This window comes from Ensifer sp. ENS10 (assembly GCF_014852025.1).
Taxonomy (GTDB): domain Bacteria; phylum Pseudomonadota; class Alphaproteobacteria; order Rhizobiales; family Rhizobiaceae; genus Ensifer.
Window position 1 is genome coordinate 260,049 of record NZ_JACVAS010000007.1, and the last position, 25,231, is coordinate 285,279.

At 63.2% G+C, this 25,231-nt stretch carries 19 protein-coding genes; 12 read left to right on the forward strand and 7 right to left on the reverse strand.

Annotation, left to right across the window (positions count from 1 at the left end; all coding sequences use genetic code 11):
• Positions 1-15 precede the first annotated feature (15 nt).
• The 9 genes from IB265_RS23690 (at position 16) to IB265_RS23730 (ending at position 14,309) form a co-directional block, all read left to right on the forward strand.
• Positions 16-894, forward strand: a complete 879-nt coding sequence (locus IB265_RS23690; RefSeq protein WP_057254601.1) for a transglutaminase family protein — start codon at positions 16-18, stop codon at positions 892-894.
• 178 nt (positions 895-1,072) lie between these two features.
• Positions 1,073-2,314 (forward strand): vWA domain-containing protein, encoded by a 1,242-nt coding sequence (locus IB265_RS23695; RefSeq protein WP_057254600.1) that lies wholly within the window; start codon positions 1,073-1,075, stop codon positions 2,312-2,314.
• 219 nt (positions 2,315-2,533) lie between these two features.
• Positions 2,534-4,999, forward strand: a complete 2,466-nt coding sequence (locus IB265_RS23700) for a glycogen/starch/alpha-glucan phosphorylase (RefSeq protein WP_113513263.1) — start codon at positions 2,534-2,536, stop codon at positions 4,997-4,999.
• Positions 4,996-7,206: a 1,4-alpha-glucan branching protein GlgB gene (gene glgB, locus IB265_RS23705; RefSeq protein ID WP_058326678.1), complete on the forward strand. Its 2,211-nt coding sequence runs from the start codon at positions 4,996-4,998 to the stop codon at positions 7,204-7,206. Before IB265_RS23700 ends, glgB begins: the two co-directional genes overlap by 4 nt.
• A gap of 120 nt (positions 7,207-7,326) precedes the next feature.
• Positions 7,327-8,589 carry a glucose-1-phosphate adenylyltransferase gene (glgC, locus tag IB265_RS23710; protein ID WP_057254598.1) on the forward strand — a complete coding sequence of 421 codons (1,263 nt, stop codon included), beginning with the start codon at positions 7,327-7,329 and terminating at the stop codon, positions 8,587-8,589.
• Between the two features lie 7 nt (positions 8,590-8,596).
• Positions 8,597-10,039 carry a glycogen synthase GlgA gene (glgA, locus tag IB265_RS23715; protein ID WP_057254597.1) on the forward strand — a complete coding sequence of 481 codons (1,443 nt, stop codon included), beginning with the start codon at positions 8,597-8,599 and terminating at the stop codon, positions 10,037-10,039.
• Positions 10,040-10,045: 6 nt separating this feature from the next.
• Positions 10,046-11,674 carry an alpha-D-glucose phosphate-specific phosphoglucomutase gene (locus tag IB265_RS23720; protein ID WP_057254596.1) on the forward strand — a complete coding sequence of 543 codons (1,629 nt, stop codon included), beginning with the start codon at positions 10,046-10,048 and terminating at the stop codon, positions 11,672-11,674.
• Between the two features lie 107 nt (positions 11,675-11,781).
• Positions 11,782-13,746 (forward strand): glycogen debranching protein GlgX, encoded by a 1,965-nt coding sequence (glgX, locus tag IB265_RS23725; protein ID WP_057254825.1) that lies wholly within the window; start codon positions 11,782-11,784, stop codon positions 13,744-13,746.
• Positions 13,747-13,820: 74 nt separating this feature from the next.
• Positions 13,821-14,309 carry a MaoC family dehydratase gene (locus tag IB265_RS23730; protein WP_057254595.1) on the forward strand — a complete coding sequence of 163 codons (489 nt, stop codon included), beginning with the start codon at positions 13,821-13,823 and terminating at the stop codon, positions 14,307-14,309.
• Between the two features lie 102 nt (positions 14,310-14,411).
• Here IB265_RS23730 and soxG read toward each other — a convergent pair whose 3' ends face one another.
• Genes soxG through IB265_RS23750 form a run of 4 tightly spaced genes read right to left on the reverse strand, consistent with a single transcriptional unit; the run spans position 14,412 to position 19,530 of the window.
• Positions 14,412-14,963 (reverse strand): sarcosine oxidase subunit gamma family protein, encoded by a 552-nt coding sequence (gene soxG / locus IB265_RS23735; protein WP_057254594.1) that lies wholly within the window; start codon positions 14,961-14,963, stop codon positions 14,412-14,414.
• Positions 14,956-17,949: a sarcosine oxidase subunit alpha gene (locus IB265_RS23740; protein ID WP_057254593.1), complete on the reverse strand. Its 2,994-nt coding sequence runs from the start codon at positions 17,947-17,949 to the stop codon at positions 14,956-14,958. Before IB265_RS23740 ends, soxG begins: the two co-directional genes overlap by 8 nt.
• Positions 17,946-18,266 (reverse strand): sarcosine oxidase subunit delta, encoded by a 321-nt coding sequence (locus IB265_RS23745; RefSeq protein WP_057254592.1) that lies wholly within the window; start codon positions 18,264-18,266, stop codon positions 17,946-17,948. Before IB265_RS23745 ends, IB265_RS23740 begins: the two co-directional genes overlap by 4 nt.
• A gap of 10 nt (positions 18,267-18,276) precedes the next feature.
• Positions 18,277-19,530 carry a sarcosine oxidase subunit beta family protein gene (locus IB265_RS23750; RefSeq protein WP_057254591.1) on the reverse strand — a complete coding sequence of 418 codons (1,254 nt, stop codon included), beginning with the start codon at positions 19,528-19,530 and terminating at the stop codon, positions 18,277-18,279.
• A gap of 324 nt (positions 19,531-19,854) precedes the next feature.
• Between IB265_RS23750 and rpsU the strand changes: the two genes are divergently transcribed.
• The 3 genes from rpsU to IB265_RS23765 all read left to right on the forward strand — a co-directional run bounded on the left by rpsU (position 19,855) and on the right by IB265_RS23765 (position 22,042).
• On the forward strand, positions 19,855-20,067 hold the full coding sequence (gene rpsU, locus IB265_RS36880; RefSeq protein WP_012709405.1) for a 30S ribosomal protein S21: 213 nt from the start codon (positions 19,855-19,857) through the stop codon (positions 20,065-20,067).
• Between the two features lie 364 nt (positions 20,068-20,431).
• Entirely contained in the window at positions 20,432-21,319 is an 888-nt protein-coding gene (locus tag IB265_RS23760) for a tetratricopeptide repeat protein (RefSeq protein WP_057254590.1), read from the forward strand.
• 246 nt (positions 21,320-21,565) lie between these two features.
• Entirely contained in the window at positions 21,566-22,042 is a 477-nt protein-coding gene (locus IB265_RS23765; RefSeq protein WP_057254589.1) for a DUF992 domain-containing protein, read from the forward strand.
• A 119-nt stretch (positions 22,043-22,161) separates the two neighbouring features.
• Here IB265_RS23765 and IB265_RS23770 read toward each other — a convergent pair whose 3' ends face one another.
• Genes IB265_RS23770 through IB265_RS23780 form a run of 3 tightly spaced genes read right to left on the reverse strand, consistent with a single transcriptional unit; the run spans position 22,162 to position 25,128 of the window.
• A complete protein-coding gene (locus tag IB265_RS23770; RefSeq protein WP_057254588.1) occupies positions 22,162-23,562 on the reverse strand; it encodes an NAD(P)(+) transhydrogenase (Re/Si-specific) subunit beta in 1,401 nt (466 codons plus the stop codon).
• Positions 23,563-23,572: 10 nt separating this feature from the next.
• The gene (locus IB265_RS23775; RefSeq protein WP_057254587.1) at positions 23,573-23,983 is read right to left on the reverse strand and encodes an NAD(P) transhydrogenase subunit alpha; all 411 of its coding nucleotides are present in this window, start codon (positions 23,981-23,983) and stop codon (positions 23,573-23,575) included.
• Complete coding sequence (locus IB265_RS23780; RefSeq protein WP_057254586.1) at positions 23,983-25,128, reverse strand: Re/Si-specific NAD(P)(+) transhydrogenase subunit alpha; 1,146 nt, start codon at positions 25,126-25,128, stop codon at positions 23,983-23,985. Before IB265_RS23780 ends, IB265_RS23775 begins: the two co-directional genes overlap by 1 nt.
• Positions 25,129-25,231: the final 103 nt, after the last annotated feature.

The following is a 25,231-nucleotide window of genomic DNA, read 5'->3' on the forward strand; positions in this document are numbered from 1 at the left end:
GGCGAAGGGACGGACATGCTCTACGATATCAGCCTGAAGATCACCTATGACTATGAAGTACCGGTTTCCGGCGGGCGCCATCTCGTGCGCGTGATGCCTGCAACGCTCCCTGGTCGCCAACGGCTCATCGTCGGTTCGCTGAGCTGCCAGCCAATGCCGGCCGAGCGCGCCGAAAGCATCGACTTCTTCGCCAACCCGTTCACCTCGATCCTGTTTCGGTCCTCTCACGACGACCTGACGATCCGCATGCAAGCGCGGGTACAAGTGGAGTCGCAGCTTTTGACCGCGGATTTTTCGCCTGACCTCGCCGGCCTGCCGGCCGAGCTCTCCGCTTGCTGGTCCGTCGACGCCGACGCACCGCACCACTTCACGGGACCAAGCCCGCTCCTGCCGGAAGCACCTGACATTGCCGCCTATGCGCGGGCAATCGTCACGGACACCATGACGGTCCGACAGATCGCCGCGGCAGTTTGCGAGCGCATCCACCACGATTTCACCTATGACGGCGAGGCCACGACGGTGAACACGACACCGGCCGAGGCGTTCAAACTGAAGCGCGGCGTCTGCCAGGATTTCACCCATGTAATGATCGTGGCGCTGCGAAGCCTCGGCATCCCCGCCGGCTATGTCAGCGGCTTCCTGCGGACAATCCCTCCGCCCGGCAAGGAACGCCTCGAGGGTGCCGACGCCATGCACGCCTGGGTGCGGATCTGGTGCGGCACCACAGGCGGCTGGCTCGAACTCGACCCGACCAACAATATTCCGGCAGGAACCGACCATATCGTCGTCGGTCACGGGCGGGACTATGGCGACGTTGCGCCCGTCATCGGGGTCCTGAAGAGCTATGGCAGCCAGACGACGAAACAGGCCGTCGACGTCATTCCCGTGCCCTGACCCGAATTGACACACCACAATTCTCATTTTCATACACGGCATATGCCGCGGAACCCGCTGTAAGCACTGGTTTTCCTGCATTCCGTTAAAATTGCAGCGATCGCCGGAACGAAATCGTAAGCCATCGACGCTATTGATGCCCGCAAGCTTGCAACGTGTTCCTTTGGGGTGTGCAAAGATGGGAAGACGATACACTGTAGGCCGGTCCTTCGTAGCGATGCTCAAGGACCGGGGTGGCAATTTCGGCATTATGGCCGCACTCGCAGCGCCATTGATATTGGCAGCCGGCGGCGTCGCCATAGATATGGCCGGCATGATGACGGCCAAGAACCAAATGCAGGATGCAGCGGATGCCGCAGCGCTTGCGGCGGCCTCTTCTCTGGTTGCGAAGGATCCACCGACGATTGCGAAAGCAAAGGAAATAGCTGCGGCCTTCCTCAAGAACCAGTCGGGCGGCACCGCCGTCGACGTTCCTGGCGGGCAGGATCCAGGCGGCACGGGATCGCTGGCCAAAACCGCTTCGGCGGAAGCGTCGACGGCCGGCCAGCCGGTCATCGAGATCATTGAAAACAGCAATGGCCCTACCGGTAAGGCCTACAACGTCACGGTCCTGAACAAGCAGACGTTCCAGTTCAACGCGATGACACGCCTGCTCGGGAAGACATCAATCAACATCGAAACCCGTGCCACCGCCGAAAGCGCGACAGAGAGCAAGAATGCGCTCTCGATGTATCTGGTGCTCGACCGCTCCGGCTCCATGGCCTGGAAGACCAATACCAAGGACACGACCAAGACGTCGTGCCCGAACTACACGGAATCGAACTGGAGCAAGTATCCGAACCTGAAGGCAAGCAACCCCTGCTATGTGACGAAGATCGACGCGCTGAAAAGCGCTGTCGGCGATTTGGTCAAGCAGCTGAACACCGCCGACCCGAACACTCTGTATGTCCGCACGGCGGCCGTCTCCTACAATTCCGCGCAGGACACGGCAGGGAACCTCGCATGGGGTACAACGGGCACCTCGACTTATGTGAACGCCCTTGTCGCAACAGGTGGCACGGCATCGGGCAACGCGTTCAAGACAGCCTACAACCGCGTTGCCGCGACGACCGAGGATGACGCCCACAAGGCTAAGAACGGCCAGGTTCCCACAAAGTACATCGTCTTCATGACCGACGGCGACAACAACAACACGAGCGACGACACGACAACCCTGACGTGGTGCGACACCGCACGAAAGAACAAAGTTCAGGTCTATACCGTCGCATTCATGGCGCCGGATCGCGGCAAGGCGTTGCTCAAGGCCTGCGCTACGACCGAAGCGAATTACTTCCAGGCGGAAGAAGCCGCCGATCTGATCGCAGCCTTCAAGGCGATCGGCGAAAAAGCCTCGGCCATGGCTACGCGCCTGACGAAATAAAACACCAAAACTGTGCCCTTCTTGCCGCCCGGTCCTGCCGGGCGGCATTTGCTTTCGGTATCGCCGGCCTGCTCCACCAACGACTTCCCACCGTTTGAGACAGTTCTAATCCATTTAAAAACATCTGTTGCAAGCGCTTCGGATCGATGCATAAATTGCCTTTATCCCCGGTCGGGTCCGGCCTGCGACCTCCCAACGCAAAAGGGTAAAGACAGTTTCATGATGAACAGGCTCTCCACCAACGACGTGCCGCAGCCCGCCCTGAGGTCGTCCGAACCCGGCCAGCTCGCCGTCGAAATCCTCGAACGCCTGAAGTATCGCATCGGCAAGGATCCGAAGGTTGCCAAGCCGCACGACTGGCTGACGGCCGCGATCCTGGTCGCCCGCGACCGCATCACCGACAAGTGGATGGATTCCACCCGCAAGACCTATGCGACCGGTGCCAAGCGCGTTTACTACCTCTCGCTCGAATTTCTCATCGGCCGGCTGATGCGCGACGCCATGACCAATATCGGCCTGATGGACGAGATGCGTGATGCGCTCGCTTCGCTCGGTGTCGATATCGATGTCGTTGCCGAACTCGAGCCGGATGCGGCGCTCGGCAATGGCGGTCTCGGCCGTCTCGCCGCCTGTTTCATGGAATCGATGGCGACCGTCGACGTGCCCGCCTACGGCTACGGCATCCGCTACATGCACGGCCTCTTCCGCCAGCAGATGGCCGATGGCTGGCAGGTGGAACTGCCGGAAACCTGGCTTGCCCACGGCAATCCCTGGGAGTTCGAGCGGCGCGAAAGCTCCTACGAAATCGGCTTCGGCGGCGTCGTCGAAACCGCCAATGTCGATGAGGAAATCCAACGTTTCGTCTGGAAGCCGGCCGAACGCGTCATCGCCACGGCCTTCGATACGCCCGCCGTCGGCTGGCGGGCAAAGCGTGTCAACACGCTTCGCCTCTGGACGGCGCAGCCGATCGACCCGATCCTGCTTGCCGCCTTCAACGCCGGCGACCACATCGGCGCGCTGCGGGAGAGCAACAAGGCGGAAAGCCTGACCCGCGTTCTCTACCCCGCCGACGCGACGCCTGCCGGCCAGGAACTGCGGCTGCGCCAGGAATATTTCTTCTCCTCCGCCTCTCTGCAGGACATCCTGCGCCGGCATCTGCAGCAATATCCGGACTTCACCTCGCTGCCGGACGCCGTCGCCATTCAGTTGAACGACACCCACCCGGCCATCTCCGTTGCCGAACTGGTGCGCCTCCTGACGGATCTGCACGGCCTCGATTTCGAGCAGGCCTGGGACATCACCCGCCGCACGATCTCCTACACCAACCACACGCTTCTGCCGGAGGCGCTCGAAAGCTGGCCGGTGCCGCTCATCGAGCGGCTGCTGCCACGCCACATGCAGATCGTCTACGCGATCAACGCCAAGATCCTGATCGAGGCTCGCCGGCAGAAGGGCGCAACGGACGACGAGATCCGCAACATCTCGCTGATCGACGAGAGCGGCGAACGTCGCGTGCGCATGGGCAACCTTGCCTTCGTCGGTTCGCATTCGATCAATGGCGTTTCGGCACTGCATACGGAGCTGATGAAGGAAACGGTCTTTGCCAACCTGCACAGGCTCTATCCCGATCGCATCAACAACAAGACCAACGGCATCACCCCGCGCCGCTGGCTTATGCAGTGCAATCCCGGTCTTTTCGGCCTGATCCGCGACGCGATCGGCGACGAGTTCATGGACAATACCGAGGCGCTGCAGGCACTCGATGCCTTTGCGGACAAGGCGGATTTCCAGGAGCATTTCGCCGCCGTCAAGCGCGCCAACAAGGTCCGCCTCGCCCAGCTCGTTCAGAGCCGGCTCGGCATCAGGCTCGATCCGTCGGCGATGTTCGACATCCAGATCAAGCGCATCCACGAATACAAGCGCCAGCTTCTGAATATCATCGAGGCGGTGGCGCTCTACGACCAGATCCGCTCGCATCCGGAACTCGATTGGGTCCCGCGCGTCAAGCTCTTCGCCGGCAAGGCGGCGCCCAGCTATCACAATGCCAAGCTGATCATCAAACTCGCCAACGACGTCGCTCGCGTCGTCAACAACGACCCGGCGGTGCGCGGCCTCCTGAAGATCGTCTTCGTGCCGAACTACAACGTCTCGCTCGCCGAGATCATGGTTCCGGCCGCCGACCTCTCCGAGCAGATCTCGACCGCCGGCATGGAAGCGTCCGGCACTGGCAACATGAAGTTCGCGCTGAACGGCGCGCTGACGATCGGCACGCTTGACGGCGCCAATGTCGAGATGCGCGACTGGATCGGCGAGGAAAACATCAAGATCTTCGGCATGACCGCCGAAGAGGTGACGAAGGCCCGCGCCGAGGGCCACAATCCGCGCGCCATCATCGAAGGATCGCGCGAGCTGTCGCAGGCACTGCAGGCGATCGCCTCCGGCGTCTTCTCGCCGGACGACCGCAACCGCTTCTCCGGTCTTATCGACGGCATCTACAATCACGACTGGTTCATGGTTGCGGCCGATTTCGAGGCCTATGCCAAGGCGCAGCGCGAGATCGACCAGCTCTGGACGACACCGTCCGACTGGTATGCGCAAGCGATCCGCAACACCGCACGGATGGGCTGGTTCTCATCCGATCGCACCATCCGGCAATATGCCGGGGAAATCTGGAGAGCTGGATGACGCCTTCGGCCGGCAAGGACCCGGAACCCGCAGCTTCAGGTCTGCTGTCAGCGCCGGATATCGCGGCCATTCTTTCGGGCACGCACGAAGACCCCTTCGCAGTCCTCGGCGTGCACCCCGCCGGCAAGGCCGTCCTTGCCCGCTGCTTCATCCCCGATGCCGAGACCGTGACGGTTGAAACGCTCTCGGGCAAGGAACTCGGAGCGCTCGAGCGGCGTCACGACTCCGGCTTCTTCGAAGGGTCCGTGTCGCTGAAGAAACCCCAGCCGGTGCGCTACCGCGCCCGCAATGAGGGCGGCGAATGGATCGTCGTCGATCCCTATAGCTTCGGTCCGGTGCTCGGCCCGATGGACGACTACTACATCCGCGAAGGTTCGCACCTCCGGCTCTTTGACAAGATGGGCGCGCACCCGATCCACCATGACGGCGCCGACGGCTACCACTTCGCCGTCTGGGCACCCAATGCCAAGCGCGTTTCCGTCGTCGGCCAGTTCAACGACTGGGACGGCCGGCGACACGTCATGCGGCTGCGCACCGACACCGGCATCTGGGAAATCTTCATTCCCGGCGTCGAGGGCGGCCTTGCCTATAAATACGAGATCCTCGATCGCAACGGCACGCGGCTGCCGCTGAAAGCCGATCCCTTTGCCCGGCGCTCCGAGCTTCGCCCCAATACCGCTTCCGTGACGACGCCGGAGATTGCGCAAACCTGGGACGACGAGGCACATCGCAAGCATTGGGCAACGGTCGATGCCCGTCGCCAGCCGATCTCGATCTACGAGGTCCATGCCGGATCCTGGCAGCGCCGCGACAATGGCGAGATGCTCTCCTGGGACGAACTGGCGGACCGGCTGATTCCCTATTGCGTCGACATGGGCTTCACCCATATCGAGTTCCTGCCGATCTCCGAATTTCCCTTCGATCCGTCCTGGGGCTACCAGACGACCGGGCTCTATGCGCCCACCGCCCGCTTCGGCGAGCCGGAAGGTTTTGCCCGTTTCGTCAACGGCTGCCACAAGGTGGGCATCGGCGTCATCCTCGATTGGGTGCCGGCACATTTCCCGACCGACGAGCACGGGCTGCGCTGGTTCGACGGCACGGCACTTTACGAGCACGAGGACCCGCGCCAGGGCTTTCACCCGGACTGGAACACAGCAATCTACAATTTCGGCCGCCAGGAAGTCCTGTCGTTCCTCGTCAACAACGCGCTCTATTGGGCGGAGAAGTTCCACGTCGACGGCTTGCGCGTCGATGCGGTCGCCTCGATGCTCTACCTCGACTACTCGCGCAAGCACGGCGAGTGGGTGCCGAACGAGTATGGCGGCAACGAGAACCTCGAGGCGGTTCGCTTCCTGCAGACGCTGAACACGGAAATCTACGGATCCCATAAGGGCATCCTGACGATCGCCGAGGAATCGACCTCCTGGCCGAATGTATCGCATCCGGTCCATGCCGGGGGTCTCGGCTTCGGCTTCAAGTGGAACATGGGCTTCATGCACGACACGCTGCAATATCTGTCGCGCGAGCCGGTGCACCGCAAGTTCCACCACAATGACCTGACCTTCGGCCTGCTCTACGCCTTCAGCGAAAACTTCGTTTTGCCGCTGTCCCATGACGAAGTCGTGCACGGCAAGGGATCGCTGATCGCCAAGATGGCCGGCGACGACTGGCAGAAGTTTGCCAATCTCAGGGCCTATTACGCCTTCATGTGGGGTTATCCCGGCAAGAAGCTCCTGTTCATGGGACAGGAATTCGCGCAATGGCGCGAATGGTCCGAGGAGCGCGCGCTCGACTGGAACCTGCTCGAATATCACCTGCACGAGGGCATGCGGCGCCTCGTGCGTGACCTCAACGGCACCTACCGCGCCAAGCCCGCCCTTCATGCCCGCGACTGCGAAGGCGACGGCTTTGAGTGGCTGCTTGCCGACGACCGCGACAATTCGGTCTTTGCCTGGCTGCGCAAGGCGCCCGGTGAAAAACTCGTCGCCGTCATCACCAATTTCACGCCCGTGTACCGGGAGAGCTACGCCATCCCGCTGCCGGTTGAAGGTCGCTGGAAGGAGATCCTCAACTCTGACGCGGAAATCTACGGAGGAAGCGGCAAGGGCAACGGCGGCGCCGTCTATGCCGGGAAGAGCACCACGGGAGCGATCATGGCCAACATCACGCTGCCGCCGCTGGCGACACTGATGCTGGAGCAGGAGTAAACTTCATCCGGTCCGCCCGCCGAAATCGGCAGGCGGAACGAGACTGTAAAATTCGAGGGCCGCAAGGCGTCGCCAAAAGCCGCCGTGACGACCCCGGAAGTCAATGATTGGGGAGGACAAATGGTGGAAAAGCGTTCGCAACCTCTGGCACGTGATGCCATGGCCTATGTTCTCGCTGGCGGTCGCGGCAGTCGTCTGAAAGAACTGACGGACCGACGGGCGAAGCCGGCGGTCTATTTCGGCGGCAAGGCCCGCATCATCGACTTCGCGCTATCGAATGCGCTGAACTCCGGTATCCGCCGCATCGGCGTCGCCACCCAGTACAAGGCGCATTCCCTGATCCGACACCTGCAGCGCGGCTGGAACTTCTTCCGCCCCGAGCGAAACGAAAGCTTCGACATCCTGCCCGCCAGCCAACGCGTTTCCGAAACGCAGTGGTACGAGGGCACCGCCGATGCCGTCTATCAGAACATTGACATCATCGAGGACCACGGCGTCGAGTACATGGTGATCCTTGCCGGCGACCATATTTACAAGATGGACTACGAATTGATGCTGCAGCAGCACGTCGATTCCGGCGCCGACGTCACCATCGGCTGCCTCGAAGTGCCACGCATGGAAGCGACCGGCTTCGGCGTCATGCATGTCGACGACAAGGACCGCATCATCGCCTTCGTCGAGAAGCCGGCCGATCCGCCGGGAATCCCCGGCAATCCGGACATGGCGCTTGCCTCGATGGGCATCTATGTTTTCCACACGAAGTTCCTGATGGATCTTCTGCGCCGCGACGCCGCCGATCCGAAATCGAGCCGCGACTTCGGCAAGGACATCATTCCCTACATCGTCGACAACGGCAAAGCCGTCGCCCACCGCTTTGCTCAGTCCTGCGTGCGGTCCGATTTCGAGCGCGAGGCCTATTGGCGCGACGTCGGCACGATCGATGCCTACTGGCAGGCCAATATCGACCTGACCCATGTGACGCCCGAGCTCGACATCTACGACAGCACCTGGCCGATCTGGACTTTTGCCGAGATCAAGCCGCCGGCGAAATTCGTGCATGACGACGAGAACCGGCGCGGCTCGGCGACGTCGTCGCTTATATCAGGCGACTGCATCATCTCCGGTGCTGCGCTCAACCGCAGCCTGTTATTCACAGGCGTCAGAGTTAATTCATATTCCCGTCTGGAGAATGCCGTAGTTCTTCCCGATGTGAAGATCGGTCGCCATGCGCTCTTGAGCAACGTGGTCATCGACAGCCGTGTCGTGATCCCGGAGGGGCTCGTTGTCGGTGACGATCCGGAGCTCGATGCCAAGCGTTTCCGGCGTTCGGAGAACGGCGTCTGCCTGATCACGCAAACGATGATCGACAAGCTGGGAATGTAGGCACTCCATGAACGTCCTGTCCGTTGCGTCCGAAGTCTATCCGCTGATCAAGACCGGGGGGCTCGCCGATGTCGTCGGCGCGCTCCCGGCAGCGCTTGTGCCGCACGGCGTCAAGACCCGCACCCTGGTGCCCGGCTATCCTGCCGTGCTGCAGAAGCTGAAGAAGAAAAAGAAGGTCGGCAGTTTCGCCAACCTGTTCGGCAATCCGGCGACAATTCTCGCCGCCGAGGTCGACGGGCTCGACCTGCTGGTCCTTGATCAGGCCGCACTCTACGCGCGCGACGGCGGGCCTTACGTCGATGCGACCGGCCGCGACTATGTCGATAATTTCCGCCGCTTCGCAGCACTCTCGCTTGCGGCGGCCGAGATCGCCGGCGGCGATGTCGCTTCCGGCTGGAAGCCCGATATCGTCCACGCTCATGACTGGCAGACGGCGTTGACGCCGGTTTACATGCATTTCGGCTCCGCTGCCGCGACCCCGACGGTCATGACGATCCACAACATCGCCTTCCAGGGCCAGTTCGGCGCCTCGGTCTTCCCCGAGCTTGCGCTGCCGCCGGAAGCCTTCTCGATGCAGTTCGTCGAATACTACGGCGATGTCGGCTTCCTGAAGGGCGGTCTGCAGACCGCAAACGCGGTCACCACGGTCAGCCCGTCCTATGCACAGGAGATCCTGACGCCGGAATTCGGCATGGGCCTCGAAGGCCTGTTGAAGAGCCGCGTCGCCGATCTCTCGGGCATCGTCAACGGCATCGACGCCGATATCTGGGATCCGCAGACCGACCCGCACATCGCCCAGCATTTCAGCGCGACGACCTTGAAGCAGCGCGCCGGCAACCGCCGAGCGCTCGAAGAACGCTTCGGCCTCGAAAAGGGCAACGGTCCGATCTTCTGCGTCGTCAGCCGGCTCACCTGGCAGAAAGGCATGGACCTCGTCGCGGAAGTCGCGGACGAAATCGTCGCCATGGGTGGAAAGCTCATCGTGCTCGGTTCCGGCGATGCGGCGCTCGAAGGCGCGCTGCTGGCCGCCGCCTCCCGCCATCGTGGCCATATCGGCATGGTCACCGGCTACAACGAGCCGCTGTCGCATCTGATGCAGGCGGGGTCCGACGCGATCCTCATCCCGTCGCGATTTGAGCCCTGCGGGCTGACCCAACTCTATGGCCTGCGCTACGGTTGCGTGCCGGTTGTCGCCCGGACCGGCGGGCTTGCCGATACCATCATCGACGCGAACGAAGCCGGGCTTGCGGCCAAGGTCGCCACAGGCTTCCAGTTCACGCCAGTGAACGCCGACGGGCTGCGTCTTGCGATCCGGCGCGTACTGCGTGCATACAGCGAACCCAAGGTCTGGGCGAAAATTCAGACCCAGGGCATGAAATCGGACGTTTCCTGGGCCACAAGTGCCGATCGTTACGTCTCTCTATATTCCGGTCTTCTCGGGAAAGGTTAAGTCAGCATGATAAGAACGGTTACCACAACCCCCTATGGCGACCAGAAGCCTGGCACGTCGGGGCTGCGCAAGAAGGTCCCGGTCTTCCAGCAGAAGAACTATGCCGAGAACTTCATCCAGTCGATCTTCGATTCGCTCGAGGGCTTTCAGGGCGAAACACTGGTGATCGGCGGCGACGGCCGCTACTACAACCGCGAAGTCATCCAGATCGCCATCAAGATGGCGGCGGCGAACGGCTTCGGCCGCGTACTCGTCGGCCGTGGCGGCATTCTGTCGACGCCGGCCGCCTCCAACGTCATCCGCAAATACAAGGCCTTTGGCGGTATTGTGCTCTCGGCCAGCCACAATCCCGGCGGCCCAACGGAAGATTTCGGCATCAAATACAATATCGGCAATGGCGGCCCGGCACCGGAAAAGGTCACCGACGCGATCTATGCCCGCAGCAAGGTGATCGACAGCTACAAGACGTCTGACGTCGCCGACATCAACCTCGATGCCGAAGGTACGCAAGAGATCGACGGCATGACGGTGACCGTCATCGATCCGGTGGCCGACTACGCCGAGCTGATGGAAAGCCTGTTCGACTTCGCAGCCATCCGCAAGCTGATCTCGGGCGGCTTCCGCGTCGTCTTCGACGCCATGAGCGCCGTCACCGGGCCTTACGCCAAGGAGATCATCGAGAAACGCTTGGGCGCACCCAAGGGCTCGGTGATGAACTTCATTCCGCTGCCGGACTTCGGCGGCCACCACCCGGACCCGAACCTGGTGCACGCCCGCGCGCTCTACGAGACGATGATGGCGCCCGACGCGCCGGATTTCGGCGCCGCCTCCGACGGTGACGGCGACCGCAACCTCGTCATCGGCCGCGGCATCTTTATCACGCCCTCCGACAGCCTCGCGATGCTTGCCGCCAACGCGCATCTGGCGCCCGGCTACGCCAAGGGCCTTGCCGGCATTGCCCGTTCGATGCCGACCAGCGGCGCGGCCGACCGCGTCGCCGAGAAGCTCGGCATCGGCATCTACGAGACGCCGACCGGCTGGAAGTTCTTCGGCAACCTGCTCGACGAGGGCATGGCGACGATCTGCGGCGAGGAAAGCGCCGGCACCGGCTCAAACCATGTGCGCGAAAAGGACGGCCTCTGGGCCGTCTTGCTCTGGCTCAACATTCTCGCCGTGCGCAAGGAAAGTGCCCTCGACATCGCTCAGAAGCACTGGGCGACCTACGGCCGCAACTACTACTCGCGCCACGACTACGAGGAAGTGGATAGCGACGCCGCCAACGGCCTGATCGCCAACCTGCGCGACCAGCTTGCCACGCTTCCCGGCATGTCCTTCGGCGCGCTCAAGGTGGCGACATCAGACGACTTCGCCTACAACGACCCAGTCGATCATTCCATCAGCAAGAACCAGGGCATCCGCATCCTGTTCGAGGGCGGCTCGCGCGTCGTCTTCCGCCTGTCAGGCACCGGCACCTCGGGCGCGACTTTGCGCGTCTACATCGAGCGCTTCGAGCCCGATGCGGCGCGCCACGACATCGAAACGCAGACAGCGCTTGCCGATCTCATCGCCGTTGCCGACGAGATCGCCGGCATCAAGACCCGCACCGGCCGCACCGAGCCGAGCGTCATCACCTGAGATACTGGGCCGCTTTATGCGGCCCTTTTTCTGTCGACCGAACACCCCCTTTGCCCGGAAGGGCAGAGGGGGTGTTCGGGCACATCTGGAACAAGAGGGCCGCCTTCATGCCGACCACCGGAAATCCACCCCTCGGCGCCACCGTCACGCCTGAGGGCACCGCGTTTTCGGTCTGGTCGCGCAACTCCGCCCGCATCGATCTCTGCCTCTTCGACAAGACCGGCTCCAAGCAATTGCGGCAGCTACCGATGGTCCGCAACGGCGACCTGCACAGCCTGACGGTCGCCGACGCCCCGAAGGGCACGCGCTACGGCTTTCGCGCCGATGGCGTCTATTCCCCCGACCACGGGCTCTGGTTCGACCCCTCCAAGCTCCTGGTCGATCCCTATGCCGTCGAACTCGACCGACCATTCCAGCATGATCCGCGCCTGATGATTTTTGGCGAAGACACCGCTGATCTGGTGCCAAAAGCCATTGTCACCGAGGCGAAGATCGTCAAGCCGAAGGCGCCACTCTTCCGTGCTGGCGGCCTTATCTACGAGATCGCCGTCAAGCCCTTCACGATCCTCCATCCGGATATCCCGGAAGCCAAGCGTGGCACCGTGGCGGCCCTGGCCGAGCCCGTGATCATCGAGCATCTCAAGCGCCTCGGCGTCTCGGCCGTCGAGCTGATGCCGATCGTCGCCTGGATCGACGAACGCCACCTGCCGTCCCTCGGCCTGAAGAACGGCTGGGGCTACAATCCGATCGCGCCGATGGCGCTCGACCCGCGGCTGGTGCCGGGCGGCATCAAGGAACTGCGCAAGACGGTCGAGGCGCTGCGCAAGGCCGGCATCGGCGTCATCCTCGATCTCGTCTTCAACCATTCCGGCGAAAGCGACCGCTTCGGCACCACGTTGTCGATGCGCGGCCTCGACAACCTGACCTATTATCGTCATGTCACCGATCGCCCAGGCGAACTCATCAACGACACCGGCTGCGGCAATACCATTGCCTGCGACCACCCGGTGGTCGAAGCGCTGATCCTCGACAGCCTGCGCCATTTCGTGCATGCCGCCGGTGTCGACGGCTTCCGCTTCGACCTCGCCTCGATCCTCGGCCGCGACATGGGTGGTTTCCATCGCGAGGCGCGGCTCTTCCAGGCGATCTCGGCCGATCCGCTGCTTGCCGACCGCGTGCTGATCGCCGAACCCTGGGACATCGGCCCGGGCGGCTACCAACTCGGCAACTTCCCCTCCCCCTTCCTTGAATGGAACGACCGCGCTCGCGACGACATCCGCATCTACTGGCGCGGCGACCGCCACGCGATCGGCGCTCTGGCGACGGCGCTCGCCGGCTCGTCTGGCAGTTTTGCCCGCTGGGGCGAGTGCGGGACACGGACCGTCAACTTCATCGCCGCCCATGACGGCTTCACGCTCGCCGACATCGTCTCCTACGCCGGCAAACACAACGAGGCGAACGGCGAAGAGAACCGCGACGGCCACAACGAAAACCACTCCTGGAACAACGGCGCGGAAGGCGCCACCGGAGATCCGGAAATCCTGACGGCCCGACGTCATGACGTGATGGCGCTCATCGGCACGCTGTTTTCCTCCCGCGGGACGATCATGCTGACGGCCGGCGACGAAGGCGGGCGCAGCCAGAACGGCAACAACAACGCCTATTGTCAGGACAACGCGATTACCTGGCTCGACTGGACCGCGATGGACGACGATATCGTCGCCCACACAGCGGCCTTGTCGGCGATGCGCCGACGCTTCGACGTATTTGACCAAACGGCGTTCCTGACCGGAAACGGCGATGTCGATTGGCGGCGGCTGGACGGACAGCCCATGGCCGTCGGCGACTGGGAGCATCCGGCGACGGACAATCTGATGATGGTGCTCGCCACCCGTGACCGCACGCAGAAGCGGGCGACGCGCCTTGCCGTCGTCATCAACCGCAGCCACGCGCCCCACCCCGTCAGGCTCCCCGACAGCATCGACGGAAAGTGGCAGAACGTGCTGGCAAGACCTGCCATTCCAGACCATGTCGCGCCGCGGTCCGTCACCTTCCTTGTCGAAGTTTTCTAAAGCTTTTCCACCGCTTGCAGGTTGCACCGGGCGGGCCTATAGATCGTTCGGGGGGCTTGTTTCGGGGCGTTTACATGCTGCAGGACATATCACTTTCTGAGATCAAGGTACTGGTCGGCAAGGAGGTCGGCGTTTCCGACTGGATCACGGTCACTCAGGAAACGATCGACAAGTTCGCCGAAGCGACCAGCGACTACCAGTATATCCACGTCGATCCGGTCCGCGCCGCCGCCGAAACACCCTTTGGCGGCACGATTGCACACGGCTTCCTGTCGCTCTCGCTGCTTTCGGCCATGAACTACAATTGCCTGCCGAAGATCCGCGAACAGACCATGGGCATCAATTACGGCTTCGAAAAAGTGCGCTTCATCGCTCCGGTGAAGAGCGGCGCCAAGGTGCGCGGCCACTTCGTGATGGCCGATGCCCGCTTCCGCGGCGCCAGCATGCTGATGATCACCTACGACGTCAGCGTCGAAATCGAGGGCGAGCGCAAGCCGGCGTTGACGGCCACCTGGCAGACGATCATCCAGTTCGATCCGAAGGACCGGCCAGCGGATGCGTGAGGCGGCATGGCCCACGCGTCCTGCCAGCACAATGAGAGCGGACAATTTCAGACGGTCTGAGAAAGCCGGGAAGCGCTTGCAGGCACTTCCCGGCTCTTCTATTCAATGCCCCGCGTCGGCAGCACCTTCGGACAGCAGACCGAAGACGAAGGGCGAGAACGACCGCCAGCACTCGACCCGGAACTGGTCCTCACCGGTGCGGAGGAGAATGATCTCCGCCTTGCCGAAGATGGTGCGCGAGCAGGCGCCGACAGGGAAGATCGGCAGCGACAGATCCTGCGGGCAGCCGCTGTTAACAGCCACGTCCGCGCCCGCACCGCTGACGATGACGGCAACGTTGCGATGCGAAATGTCGACCGCCGAATGTAGTGTCCCGCTCGAAGCAGCCGCCGCCATCAGGTCGGCTTCGCCTTCATCGAACACCAGCCACTCGTCCGGCCCGATCCACAGGGCATGACGCTGGCCTGATGAGGCCGAGGTCTTCGGCCGCGTCGGCAGGGTGACGCCGAGCGCTGCCGAGAGCGCCGGCAGTGCATCGGCACCGGCGCGCAACGAGATGCGTGTCGCCGCCGGTGCCGGCGTCAGGATCGCTTCGGCCGAGCCGCCGCGCGAGGTGAGCGCCGCCTTGCGGCTTGCAATTGCCTGATCAACCATGGAGGCGACCCCCTTCCTTGTCAAAGAACACCATGTCGCTCACCTCGACGGCGATCGTGCGATCGGCCATCGGCACGTAGAGTGTCTGGCCGAGGCGCTCGCGCCCGCCGGCAACCATCGCCAGCGCGATCGAACGACCGCAGTTTTCCGACCAGTAGGACGACGTCACATGGCCAAGCATGGTCATCGGCTTCGGCTGGTTCGGATCGGCCACGATCTGCGCGCCCTCCTCCAGCACCACCTTCGGATCCTTGGTGAGCAGGCCGACGAGCTGTTTGCGGCCATCCTTGACGAGATCCGGGCGCTTGAGGCCGCGGATACCGACGAAGTCGGGCTTCTTCTTCGACACCGCCCAGGAGAGGCCGGCATCGTCGGGCGTCAGCGTACCGTCGGTATCCTGGCCGACGATGATGTAACCCTTCTCGGCGCGCAGCACGTGCATGGTTTCCGTGCCGTAGGCGCAGGCGCCCATTGGCTCGGCCCGCGCCCAGATCGCTTCCCAGACCGCCTGGCCATAGTCAGCCGGAACGTTGACTTCGAAGCCGAGCTCGCCAGTGAACGACATGCGGAAGAGCCGGGTCGGGACGCCGCAGATCTTGCCTTCGGCAACGCTCATATGCGGGAAGGCCTCGTTGGAAAGGTCGATGCCTTCAACCAGCGGCGCGATGATCTCGCGTGCCTTCGGCCCCTGGACGGCGATGACGGCCCACTGTTCCGTCGTCGAGGTCAGCCACACCTTCAGATGCGGGAACTCGGTCTGCAGATAGTCTTCCATGTGGTTCATGACGCGCGGCGCACCGCCGGTCGTCGTCGTCACGTGGAAGCGGTCCTCTGCCAGGCGGCCGACCACGCCGTCGTCATAGACGAAGCCGTCGTCGCGCAGCATGATCCCGTAGCGGCAGCGGCCCGGCTTCAGGTTGTCCCAGGCATTGGTGTACATGAGATTGAGGAACTGCGCGGCATCCGGGCCGACGACCTCGATCTTGCCGAGCGTCGAGGCGTCGAAGACACCGGCGACGTCACGCACGGTCTTGCATTCGCGCCCGACCGCCTCGTGCATGTCTTCGCCGGCGCGCGGATAGAACCAGGCGCGCTTCCAGTTGCCAACGTCCTCGAACTCGGCGCCATGCGCCTCCTCCCAGGCATGCATGGGCGTCTTGCGCGCCGGATCGAAGAGGGGCCCACGCGAATGGTTGACGATCGCGCCGAAGGTTATCGGCGTATAGGGCTGGCGGAAGGTGGTGAGGCCCACCTGAGGGATGTCCTTGCCAAGCGCTTCGGCGGCGATCGCCAGACCGTGCATGTTGGACAGCTTGCCCTGGTCGGACGCCATGCCGTTGGTGGTGAAGCGCTTGATATGCTCGATCGAGTGCATGCCTTCGCGCACCGCCAGACGGATGTCCTTGGCGCAGACGTCGTGCTGGAAGTCGATGAAGGCCTTGACCGTCGTGTCCGGCCCGGCGCCTTCTGCAGCGCCGATCATGCCGCCGGTCCAGCCGAAGCGATTTTCACCCGAAAGCGCCACCTGCGCTCCGCCTTCGGCACCGGCCGCACGCGCGGTCAGTTCGCCGGCGGCAAGCGCCTCGTCGATCGTTGCCTGAAGATCGTCGGTGCCGTTGCAGGCGCCGATCGACAGGCAATCCTGCAGATAGGTGCCGGGCAGGAAGCGCTGCGTTGCCGCATCGAACTTCACCTTGCCGCGCGACTGCGAGAAGAGGTGCACCGACGGCGTCCAGCCGGCCGAGACCAGCAGCGCGTCGACGGTGATCTTGCGGGCCGCACCGCCACCGTTGCGGGCGACGCTGATCGAGTTCACACGTAGCTTGCCGCCGGCCTTGATCACCGAATGCCCGGTCAGCACTTCGATGCCGAGACGGCGTGCCTCGGCGAGAACCGCCTCGCCGGGATTCTCGCGGCAATCGACGATGGCCGCCACGGTAACACCGGCGCGCTTCAGGTCGAAGGCCGCTTCATAGGCCGAGTCATGGGCGGTGTAGACGCCGACCTTCGAGCCGACGGCGACGCCGAAATGGTTGAGATAGGTGCGGCCGGCCGAAGCGAGCATGATGCCCGGCCGGTCGTTGTTGGCAAACACCATGTGCCGTTCGATCTGGCCGTTGGCGAGGATCACTTTCTTGGCGCGCACCTGCCACAGCCGCTCGCGCGGCAGCGACTTGTCGAGCGCCGCCAGATGATCGGTCACCCGTTCGACCAGGCCGACGAAATTGTGGTTGTAGTAACCGAACCCGGTGGTGCGGGTCAAAAGCGTGACGTTGTCCATGGCGGCAAGCGCCTTGGCAGTCTCCTGCGCCCAGTCCCAGCCGTCCTTGCCGTCGATCGTCGTGCCGCTTTCATAGCGCAGCGCACCGCCCACTTCCGGCTGCTCGTCGCAGATGATTACCTTGGCGCCCGCCTTGGCGGCGGCAAGTGCTGCCGAAAGTCCGGCAACCCCGGCCCCGATGACGAGCACGTCGCAATGGGCGTAGCGGCTCGCATAGTGATCCGGATCGGCTTCCGTCGGGGCGACGCCGAGACCGGCCGCGCGGCGGATGAAGGGTTCATAGATCGCGTGCCAGGCGGCCTTCGGCCACATGAAGGTCTTGTAGTAGAAGCCGGCGGCGAAGAACGGCGACATGAGATCGTTGAGACCGCCGACGTCGAAGGCGAGCGACGGCCAGCGGTTCTGTGATTCCACCTTCATGCCGTCGAAGACTTCCTGCACCGTGGCGCGCACGTTCGGCTGCCGTCGGGCGGCATCACGCGAGACATCAAGCAGCGCGTTCGGCTCTTCCGCACCGGCCGACAGAATGCCGCGCGGGCGGTGATACTTGAACGAACGGCCGACAAGGTGAATGCCGTTGGCAAGCAACGCCGAGGCGACCGTATCGCCCTCGAGCGCCGTCAGCGTGCGGCCGTCGAAGGTGAAGCGTGCGGTGCGCGCCGGTGTCAGGCGGCCCACGCCTGGAATGCGATTGGCCCCCATCATTTCGCAGCTCCCTTATCCTGCTCGCTCTGAAGAATGGCGGCGATGTCAGGCTTCGGCTCGCCAGCCTTGTAAGTGGTGTAGAAGCGGTCGCTGACCGTGTCGCGCGCGGCGTTGAAGAAACGGCCGCAGCCATGGATATGGCGCCAGCGTTCGAAGATCAGACCCTTCGGGTTCTGACGCAGGAAGAAATATTCCTCGAATTCCTCGTCGGTGATGTCGGCGATGTTGGTCGGACGGGCGATATGGGCGTCGCCGGCGCCGCGGAATTCGAGCTCGGAGCGCTCTTCTTCGCAATAGGGGCAGTAGATCAGAAGCATCTCGAAATCCTCAGTGCGCAACGGCAGCGGCAGCCGCCTCGTCGATGAGCCGGCCGGTGCGGAAGCGATCCAGCGTCAGCCCGGCGGAGAGACGATGCGGCTCGCCCTTGGCGATCAGATGGGCGAAGAGATTGGCCGAGCCCGGCGTCGCCTTGAAGCCGCCCGTCCCCCAGCCGGCATTCAGGAACAGGCCCGGAACCGGCGTGACCCCCTGGATCGGCGAGCGGTCCTGGGTGACGTCGACGATGCCGCCCCACTGCCGCATCATCTTGACGCGGCGGAACATCGGAAAGAGCTCGCAGATCGCATCCAGCGTGTGGGTGATGATCTGCAGGCCGCCGGTCTGCGAATAGGAATTGTACTGGTCGGTGCCGGCGCCGATGACGAACTCGCCCTTGTCGGACTGCGAGATGTAGGCATGCACCGAGTTCGACATGACGACGCAGGGGAAGATCGGTTTCAGCGGCTCGGAGACCAATGCCTGCAGCGGCTGGCTCTGCAGCGGCACACGCACGTCGGCCATCTGCATCAGCACCGAGGAATGGCCGGCGGCGGAGACGCCGACCTTCTTGGCGCCGATGTAACCGCGGTTGGTGTCGACGCCGACGACCCGGCCGGTCTCGTCACGGCGGATGCCGGTCACTTCGCAGTTCTGGATGATGTGCACGCCGCGGTCAGAGGCGGCGCGTGCGTACCCCCAGGCAACCGCATCGTGGCGGGCGGTGCCGCCGCGGCGCTGAAGGGCCGCGCCGTTGATCGGGTAACGCGCCGTCTTGGCGATATCGAGCGGCGGACAATAGGCCTTGGCCTGTTCCGGCGTCAGCCATTCATTGTCGATGCCGTAGAGGCGGTTGGCATTGATATGGCGCTTGAACGACTGCTGGTCGTGGATGTTGTGCGACAGCATCATGACGCCGCGCGGCGAATACATGACGTTGTAGTTCAGATCCTGCGACAGGTTTTCCCAGAGCTTCAGCGAATGCTCGTAGATGTCCATGCTCTCTTCATAGAGATAGTTGGACCGGATGATCGTGGTGTTGCGGCCGGTATTGCCGCCGCCGATCCAACCCTTTTCGAGCACCGCGACATTGGTGATGCCGTGCTCCTTGGCGAGGTAATAGGCCGCACCGAGGCCATGGCCACCGCCGCCGATGATGATCGCATCATACTCTTTGCGCGGCTCCGGCGACGCCCATTGCGGGGCCCACCCCTTGTGGCCGCGCAACGCCTCGCGCGCCACGGCGAAAACTGAATATTTGCGCATCGGCCTCACTCCATGAACCCCGTTCTCATTGGCGTTAGAGATCGCAAATCCGACGCCCGCGCAACGTTTCTTTTGCGACGCAATTGCGTGGACTTGCGCGCAGTTGCGACATGGTCGCCGATCAGCTACTTCCGGGGCGGGAACAGGTGCCTCCCCGCATCCCAGGATTTTTCAGCGCTTGCTCATGTCGTCGCTGGACTTTCGCCTGATGATCTGGTATCCGCTCCTCTAATCGTAAAGCTTCCAGCTTAGCGAATGTCATTCTTTTGCCTCCGGCACCTGACGGAGTCACAAACAACTCGAACCAAAGGAACGGGATTTCACGTGCAGGTACTTGTCCGCGATAACAATGTCGATCAGGCGCTCCGCGCTCTCAAGAAGAAGATGCAGCGCGAAGGCATTTTCCGCGAAATGAAGATGCGCGATTTCTATGAAAAGCCGTCCCAGAAGCGCGCCCGCGAAAAGGCTGAAGCCGTTCGCCGCGTCCGCAAGCTGGCACGCAAGCGTGCACAGCGCGAAGGCCTCCTGGCCCGCTGATTTGTCGTTTTTTCGACGCTTTCCGATGTAAGTCGTGGCGGGGGCGAAATATCGCCACCGCCTTTTTTTGGTATGGACATCTTTTCCGCCGACAGGCTAGCGTGATCGACGCTGCCGGTGACGGATGGCCGGCCGGAGCGTTTAACCGGACGGCTTGCCGAGGCACGATGAAGCCCGGCTGCGGAGCCCGCGGGGAGTTTCAGCGGCTCTACTGCATAGTTCCTTAAATCGGGTTCGATTTAAGGGCAGAATTATGCAGAAACTCAACGTGTTACAGCGATCTTGGCGCGTCATGACGACACGCGGCGCTGTAGGAACGGAAGCCGATAGCTTTCGAGACCTTGTCGATTTGAGGGATCAACCTTTGACACTTGCTGCCATGACTGCGGACGTCTCCGGTTTTACTGTCCATGAGGCGTCTCGCCGCCACCAGCGCAAGCCGAGGCTTGCCGCGATGCTGCTCCTTGGTTCGGCCCTTCTTCTCGCAGGCTGCACGACCGACGGCCCGGACTCGATGACCAACAAGGTCGAGCGCGAACAGGGCTCGCAGGAAAACATCGCCTCGCTCTCGAGCGTCATCGCCTCGAACCCGAGCGATCCCGAAGGCTACAATGTCCGCGGCTCGTCCTATGGCCGCGCCGGCGAATACCGCCGCGCCATTGCCGATTTCGACCAGGCGATCCAGCTGAACCCACGCTTCTACCAGGCCTATGCCAACCGGGCGCTGGTTCACCGCAACATGGGCAACACCCAGGCCGCACTTGCCGACTACAACATGGCGCTGCAGCTCAACGCCAACTACGACGTCGCCTATATCGGCCGCGGCAACCTCTATCGCCAGGCCGGCCAGCTCGATTCCGCCTTCAACGATTTCAACAAGGCGATCCAGCTCGACACGACCGATCCCCGCGCCTATCACAATCGCGGCCTGATCTACCAGGCACGCAACCAGCACGGTCAGGCGATCGAAGACTTCTCGACCGCGATCTCGCTGTCGCCGAGCTCGCCGGAGCCCTACAACGGCCGCGGCATTTCCTATGTCGCCCAGGGCGACGACGACAACGCCTTCTCGGATTTCAACACCGCGATCAATCTCAACGGCAAGGTCGCCGAATCCTGGGCCAACCAGGCGCTGATCTACGAGCGCAAGGGCGACAAGGCCAAGGCATCGAAGTCCTATTCGCACGCATTGCAGCTCGACCCGAAATACGAGCCGGCGCGCGCCGGCCTTGCCCGCGTCAAGGCATCGTAAGTCCTTCCCCGAGCATGTTCCTCGAAACGCCCGCGACAGTTCGCGGGCGTTTTCGTTTGTGCCGCTTGCCACCCTGCCCTCTCCGCCAAGGCGGAACCTTCCCGGCCATCGTTCGTTTGCCAAAGGCGTCACTGCCTGTTTCCTCGGATCGGCTCCGATTCAAAGGAAGACATGCAGCTATTCGAAGTACTACCGCGACCAAGCGCCCCAAGGGACGCGCGGCGCAGTAAGAACGGAGACCAAGCCATGATCAAACGAACCCTCGTCACTGCGCTGGCACTGGCCGCGCTTGCCACCGGTCCGGCCGCCGCGCAGAACTATGTCGCACTCGGCCGTCTCGTCTGCGGTTCGGAAGGCGGCACCGGCATGATCGTGACCTCGACGAAGAACCTGATGTGCACGTTCACGCCCACCAATGGCGGACCGAAGGCCGTTTATGCCGGCACGATTCGCAAGATCGGCATCGACATCGGCAAGACGGGCAAGAGCACGATGGTCTGGGACGTCTTTGCCAAGACCGGAACGCCGGTTAGCGCGTTCGCGCTTGCCGGCGAATACTACGGCGTCGGCGCCGATGCGAGCCTCGCGGTCGGCGGCGGCGCCAAGGTGATCGGCGGCGGCACGAACAAGGCCTTCATGCTGCAGCCGGTCAACGTTCAGGTCCAGGAGGGGCTGAACGTCGCGGTCGGCATCGACCAACTGACGCTGGCACCGGCCGGTTAGATCGGCCTCGAAGACGCATGACGCCTTGTTGCGGAATGCGTCGCATGCCCCACAATGCCTTCCAACGCAAAACGCCCGCCGAAAGGCGGGCGTTTCATTGTCGATCGATGCGAACAGCGTTAAGCGTGCAGCGCCTTGACGATATCTTCCGTCACCTTCTTGGCGTCGCCGAGCAGCATCATCGTGCCGTCCTTGTAGAACAGCGTGTTGTCGATGCCGGCATAGCCGGAGCCGAGCGAACGCTTGACGAAAAGGCAGGTCTTGGCCTTGTCGACGTCGAGGATCGGCATGCCGTAGATCGGCGAGGACTTGTCGTCACGCGCGGCCGGATTGGTGACGTCATTGGCGCCGATGACATAGGCGACATCGGCCTGAGCGAACTCGGAGTTGATGTCCTCGAGCTCGAACACTTCGTCATAGGGCACGTTCGCTTCCGCGAGCAGCACGTTCATGTGGCCGGGCATGCGGCCCGCGACCGGATGGATCGCGTACTTGACCTCAACGCCCGCGGCCTTCAGCTGGTCGCCCATTTCGCGCAGCGCATGCTGTGCCTGGGCAACGGCCATGCCGTAGCCCGGCACGATAATCACCTTGGAGGCGTTCGCCATCAGGAAGGCCGCATCGTCGGCAGAGCCCTGCTTGACCGTGCGCTGAATGCCATCGTCGCTGACGGCCGCCGCGGTCTCGCCGCCGAAGCCGCCGAGGATGACCGAGATGAACGAGCGGTTCATGCCCTTGCACATGATGTAGGAGAGGATCGCACCGGAGGAGCCGACGAGCGCACCGGTGATGATCAGCGCCAGGTTACCGAGCGTGAAGCCGATGCCGGCTGCGGCCCAACCCGAGTAGGAGTTGAGCATCGACACCACCACCGGCATGTCGGCGCCGCCGATCGGGATGATGATCAGCACGCCGAGTACGAGCGACAGCGCGACGATCAGCCAGAACACCGTCGTGCTCTGCGTCAGCACGAGCATGACCACCAGCACGACCAGCGCGATTGCCAGACCTGCATTGATGGCGTGACGTCCCGCAAGCATGATCGGCTTGCCGGACATGCGCCCGTCGAGCTTCAGGAAGGCGATGACCGAACCGGTAAAGGTGATGGCGCCGATGGCGACGCCAAGCGACATTTCGACCAGCGCCTGGGCGTGGATGTCGCCGAGGGTGCCGATGCCGAAGCTTTCCGGCGCGTACATGGCGGCAGCCGCCACCATGACGGCGGCAAGACCGACCAGCGAGTGGAAAGCGGCAACGAGCTGCGGCATCGAGGTCATGGCGATGCGACGGGCAATGACAGCACCGGCGCCGCCGCCGATGGCGAGGCCGAGCACGATCAGCATCAGGCCACCGAAGCTGGGCTTTGCCAAAAACAACGTCGTGACGATGGCAATGCCCATGCCGACCATGCCGTAGGTATTGCCCTTGCGGCTGGTGGTCGGATGCGAAAGTCCACGCAGCGCCATGACGAACAGGACGCCGGAGACGAGGTAGAGGAAGGCTGCGAAGTTAGCGTTCATCGGGCCGGCCTCACTTGTCTTTTTTCTTGTACATGGCGAGCATGCGCTGGGTGACGAGGAAGCCGCCGAAGATGTTGACGGCGGCAAGCACCAGCGCCACAAAACCGAAGCCGGTGGCAAGCCCAGAGGCGGAGATGCCGACGGCAAGCAGAGCACCGACGACGATGACCGAGGAAATCGCGTTGGTGACCGCCATCAGCGGCGTGTGCAGCGCCGGCGTCACCGACCAGACGACGTAATAGCCGACGAAGATCGCCAGCACGAAGATCGCCAGGCGGAAGACGAAAGGATCGATCGCGCCGCCGGTCGCGCCATGGGCGACAGCACCAGCCGCGTCCGGCACGTATTCTGCAGCGGTGCGGACCGCTTCCACCGCCCGGTCGAGATCGGCGAGCGCCTTGTCGAGAAGTTCATTCGCCATCACTTGTCCCCCTTGCTGGCGCCGAAGTTCGGATGCACGACCTCACCGCCATGGGTGAGCGCCGTCGCCTTGACGAGCTCGTCCTCCATGTTGAGCGCGAGCGCCTTGGTTTCCTTGGACACCATCGTTTCCAGGAAGGTGACGAGGTTCTTGGCGTAGAGACCGGACGCGGAGGCCGCGATGCGGCCCGGCACGTTGAGATGGCCGATGACCTTGACGCCTTCGACCTCGGCGACCTTGCCGGGCTCAGCACCCTCGACGTTGCCGCCGCGTTCGACCGCAAGATCGACCGCGATCGAGCCGGGTTTCATGCTTTTCAGCATGTCACGGGTGACGAGCCGCGGCGCCGGACGGCCGGGGATGAGTGCAGTGGTGATGACGATGTCCTGCTTGGCGATATGCTCGGCAACGAGTGCGGCCTGCTTGGCCTGATACTCCTTGGACATCTCCTTGGCGTAGCCGCCGGCCGTTTCGGCCGCCTTGAATTCCTCGTCCTCGACGGCGATGAACTTGGCGCCGAGCGAGGCGACCTGCTCCTTGGCTGCCGGACGCACGTCCGTCGCCGAGACCACGGCACCGAGACGGCGGGCCGTCGCGATTGCCTGCAGGCCGGCAACGCCCGCGCCCATGACGAAGACCTTGGCGGCAGGAACCGTCCCGGCCGCCGTCATCATCATCGGCAACGCCCGATCATATTCGCAGGCGGCGTCGATCACGGCCTGATAACCGGCGAGGTTCGCCTGGCTCGACAGCACGTCCATCGACTGCGCACGGGTGATGCGCGGCATCAGTTCCATCGCAAAGGCAGTAAGCCCGGCCTTGGCCATCTCGGCGATCGCCGCCTCGTTGCCATAGGGATCCATGATGGCGAGCACGATAGCGCCCGACTTGTAGCCGCCAATTTCGGCGGTCGTCGGCCGGCGCACTTTCAACACGACATCGGCCGTCTTGGCGTCGGCGATCGTCCCGATCCGGGCCCCGACCTTTTCGAACTCAGCGTCCGGAATGCGCGACAAAAACCCGGCGCCCGCCTCGATGACGACGTCGAAGCCGAGGCTTTTCAGTTTCTTCACGGTGTCCGGTGATGCGGCAACGCGACCCTCGTTCGGGTCCGTTTCCTTGGCGACAAAGACAATCTCGCTCACAAATCCCCCTCCTTGGCCGCAATCGAGCCAAGGCCGGAATGCGGGCATTCTCTCCGACTGCAAAGCGTGCGGCCAATCGAGCCTGCACGCCCCCATATGCCAG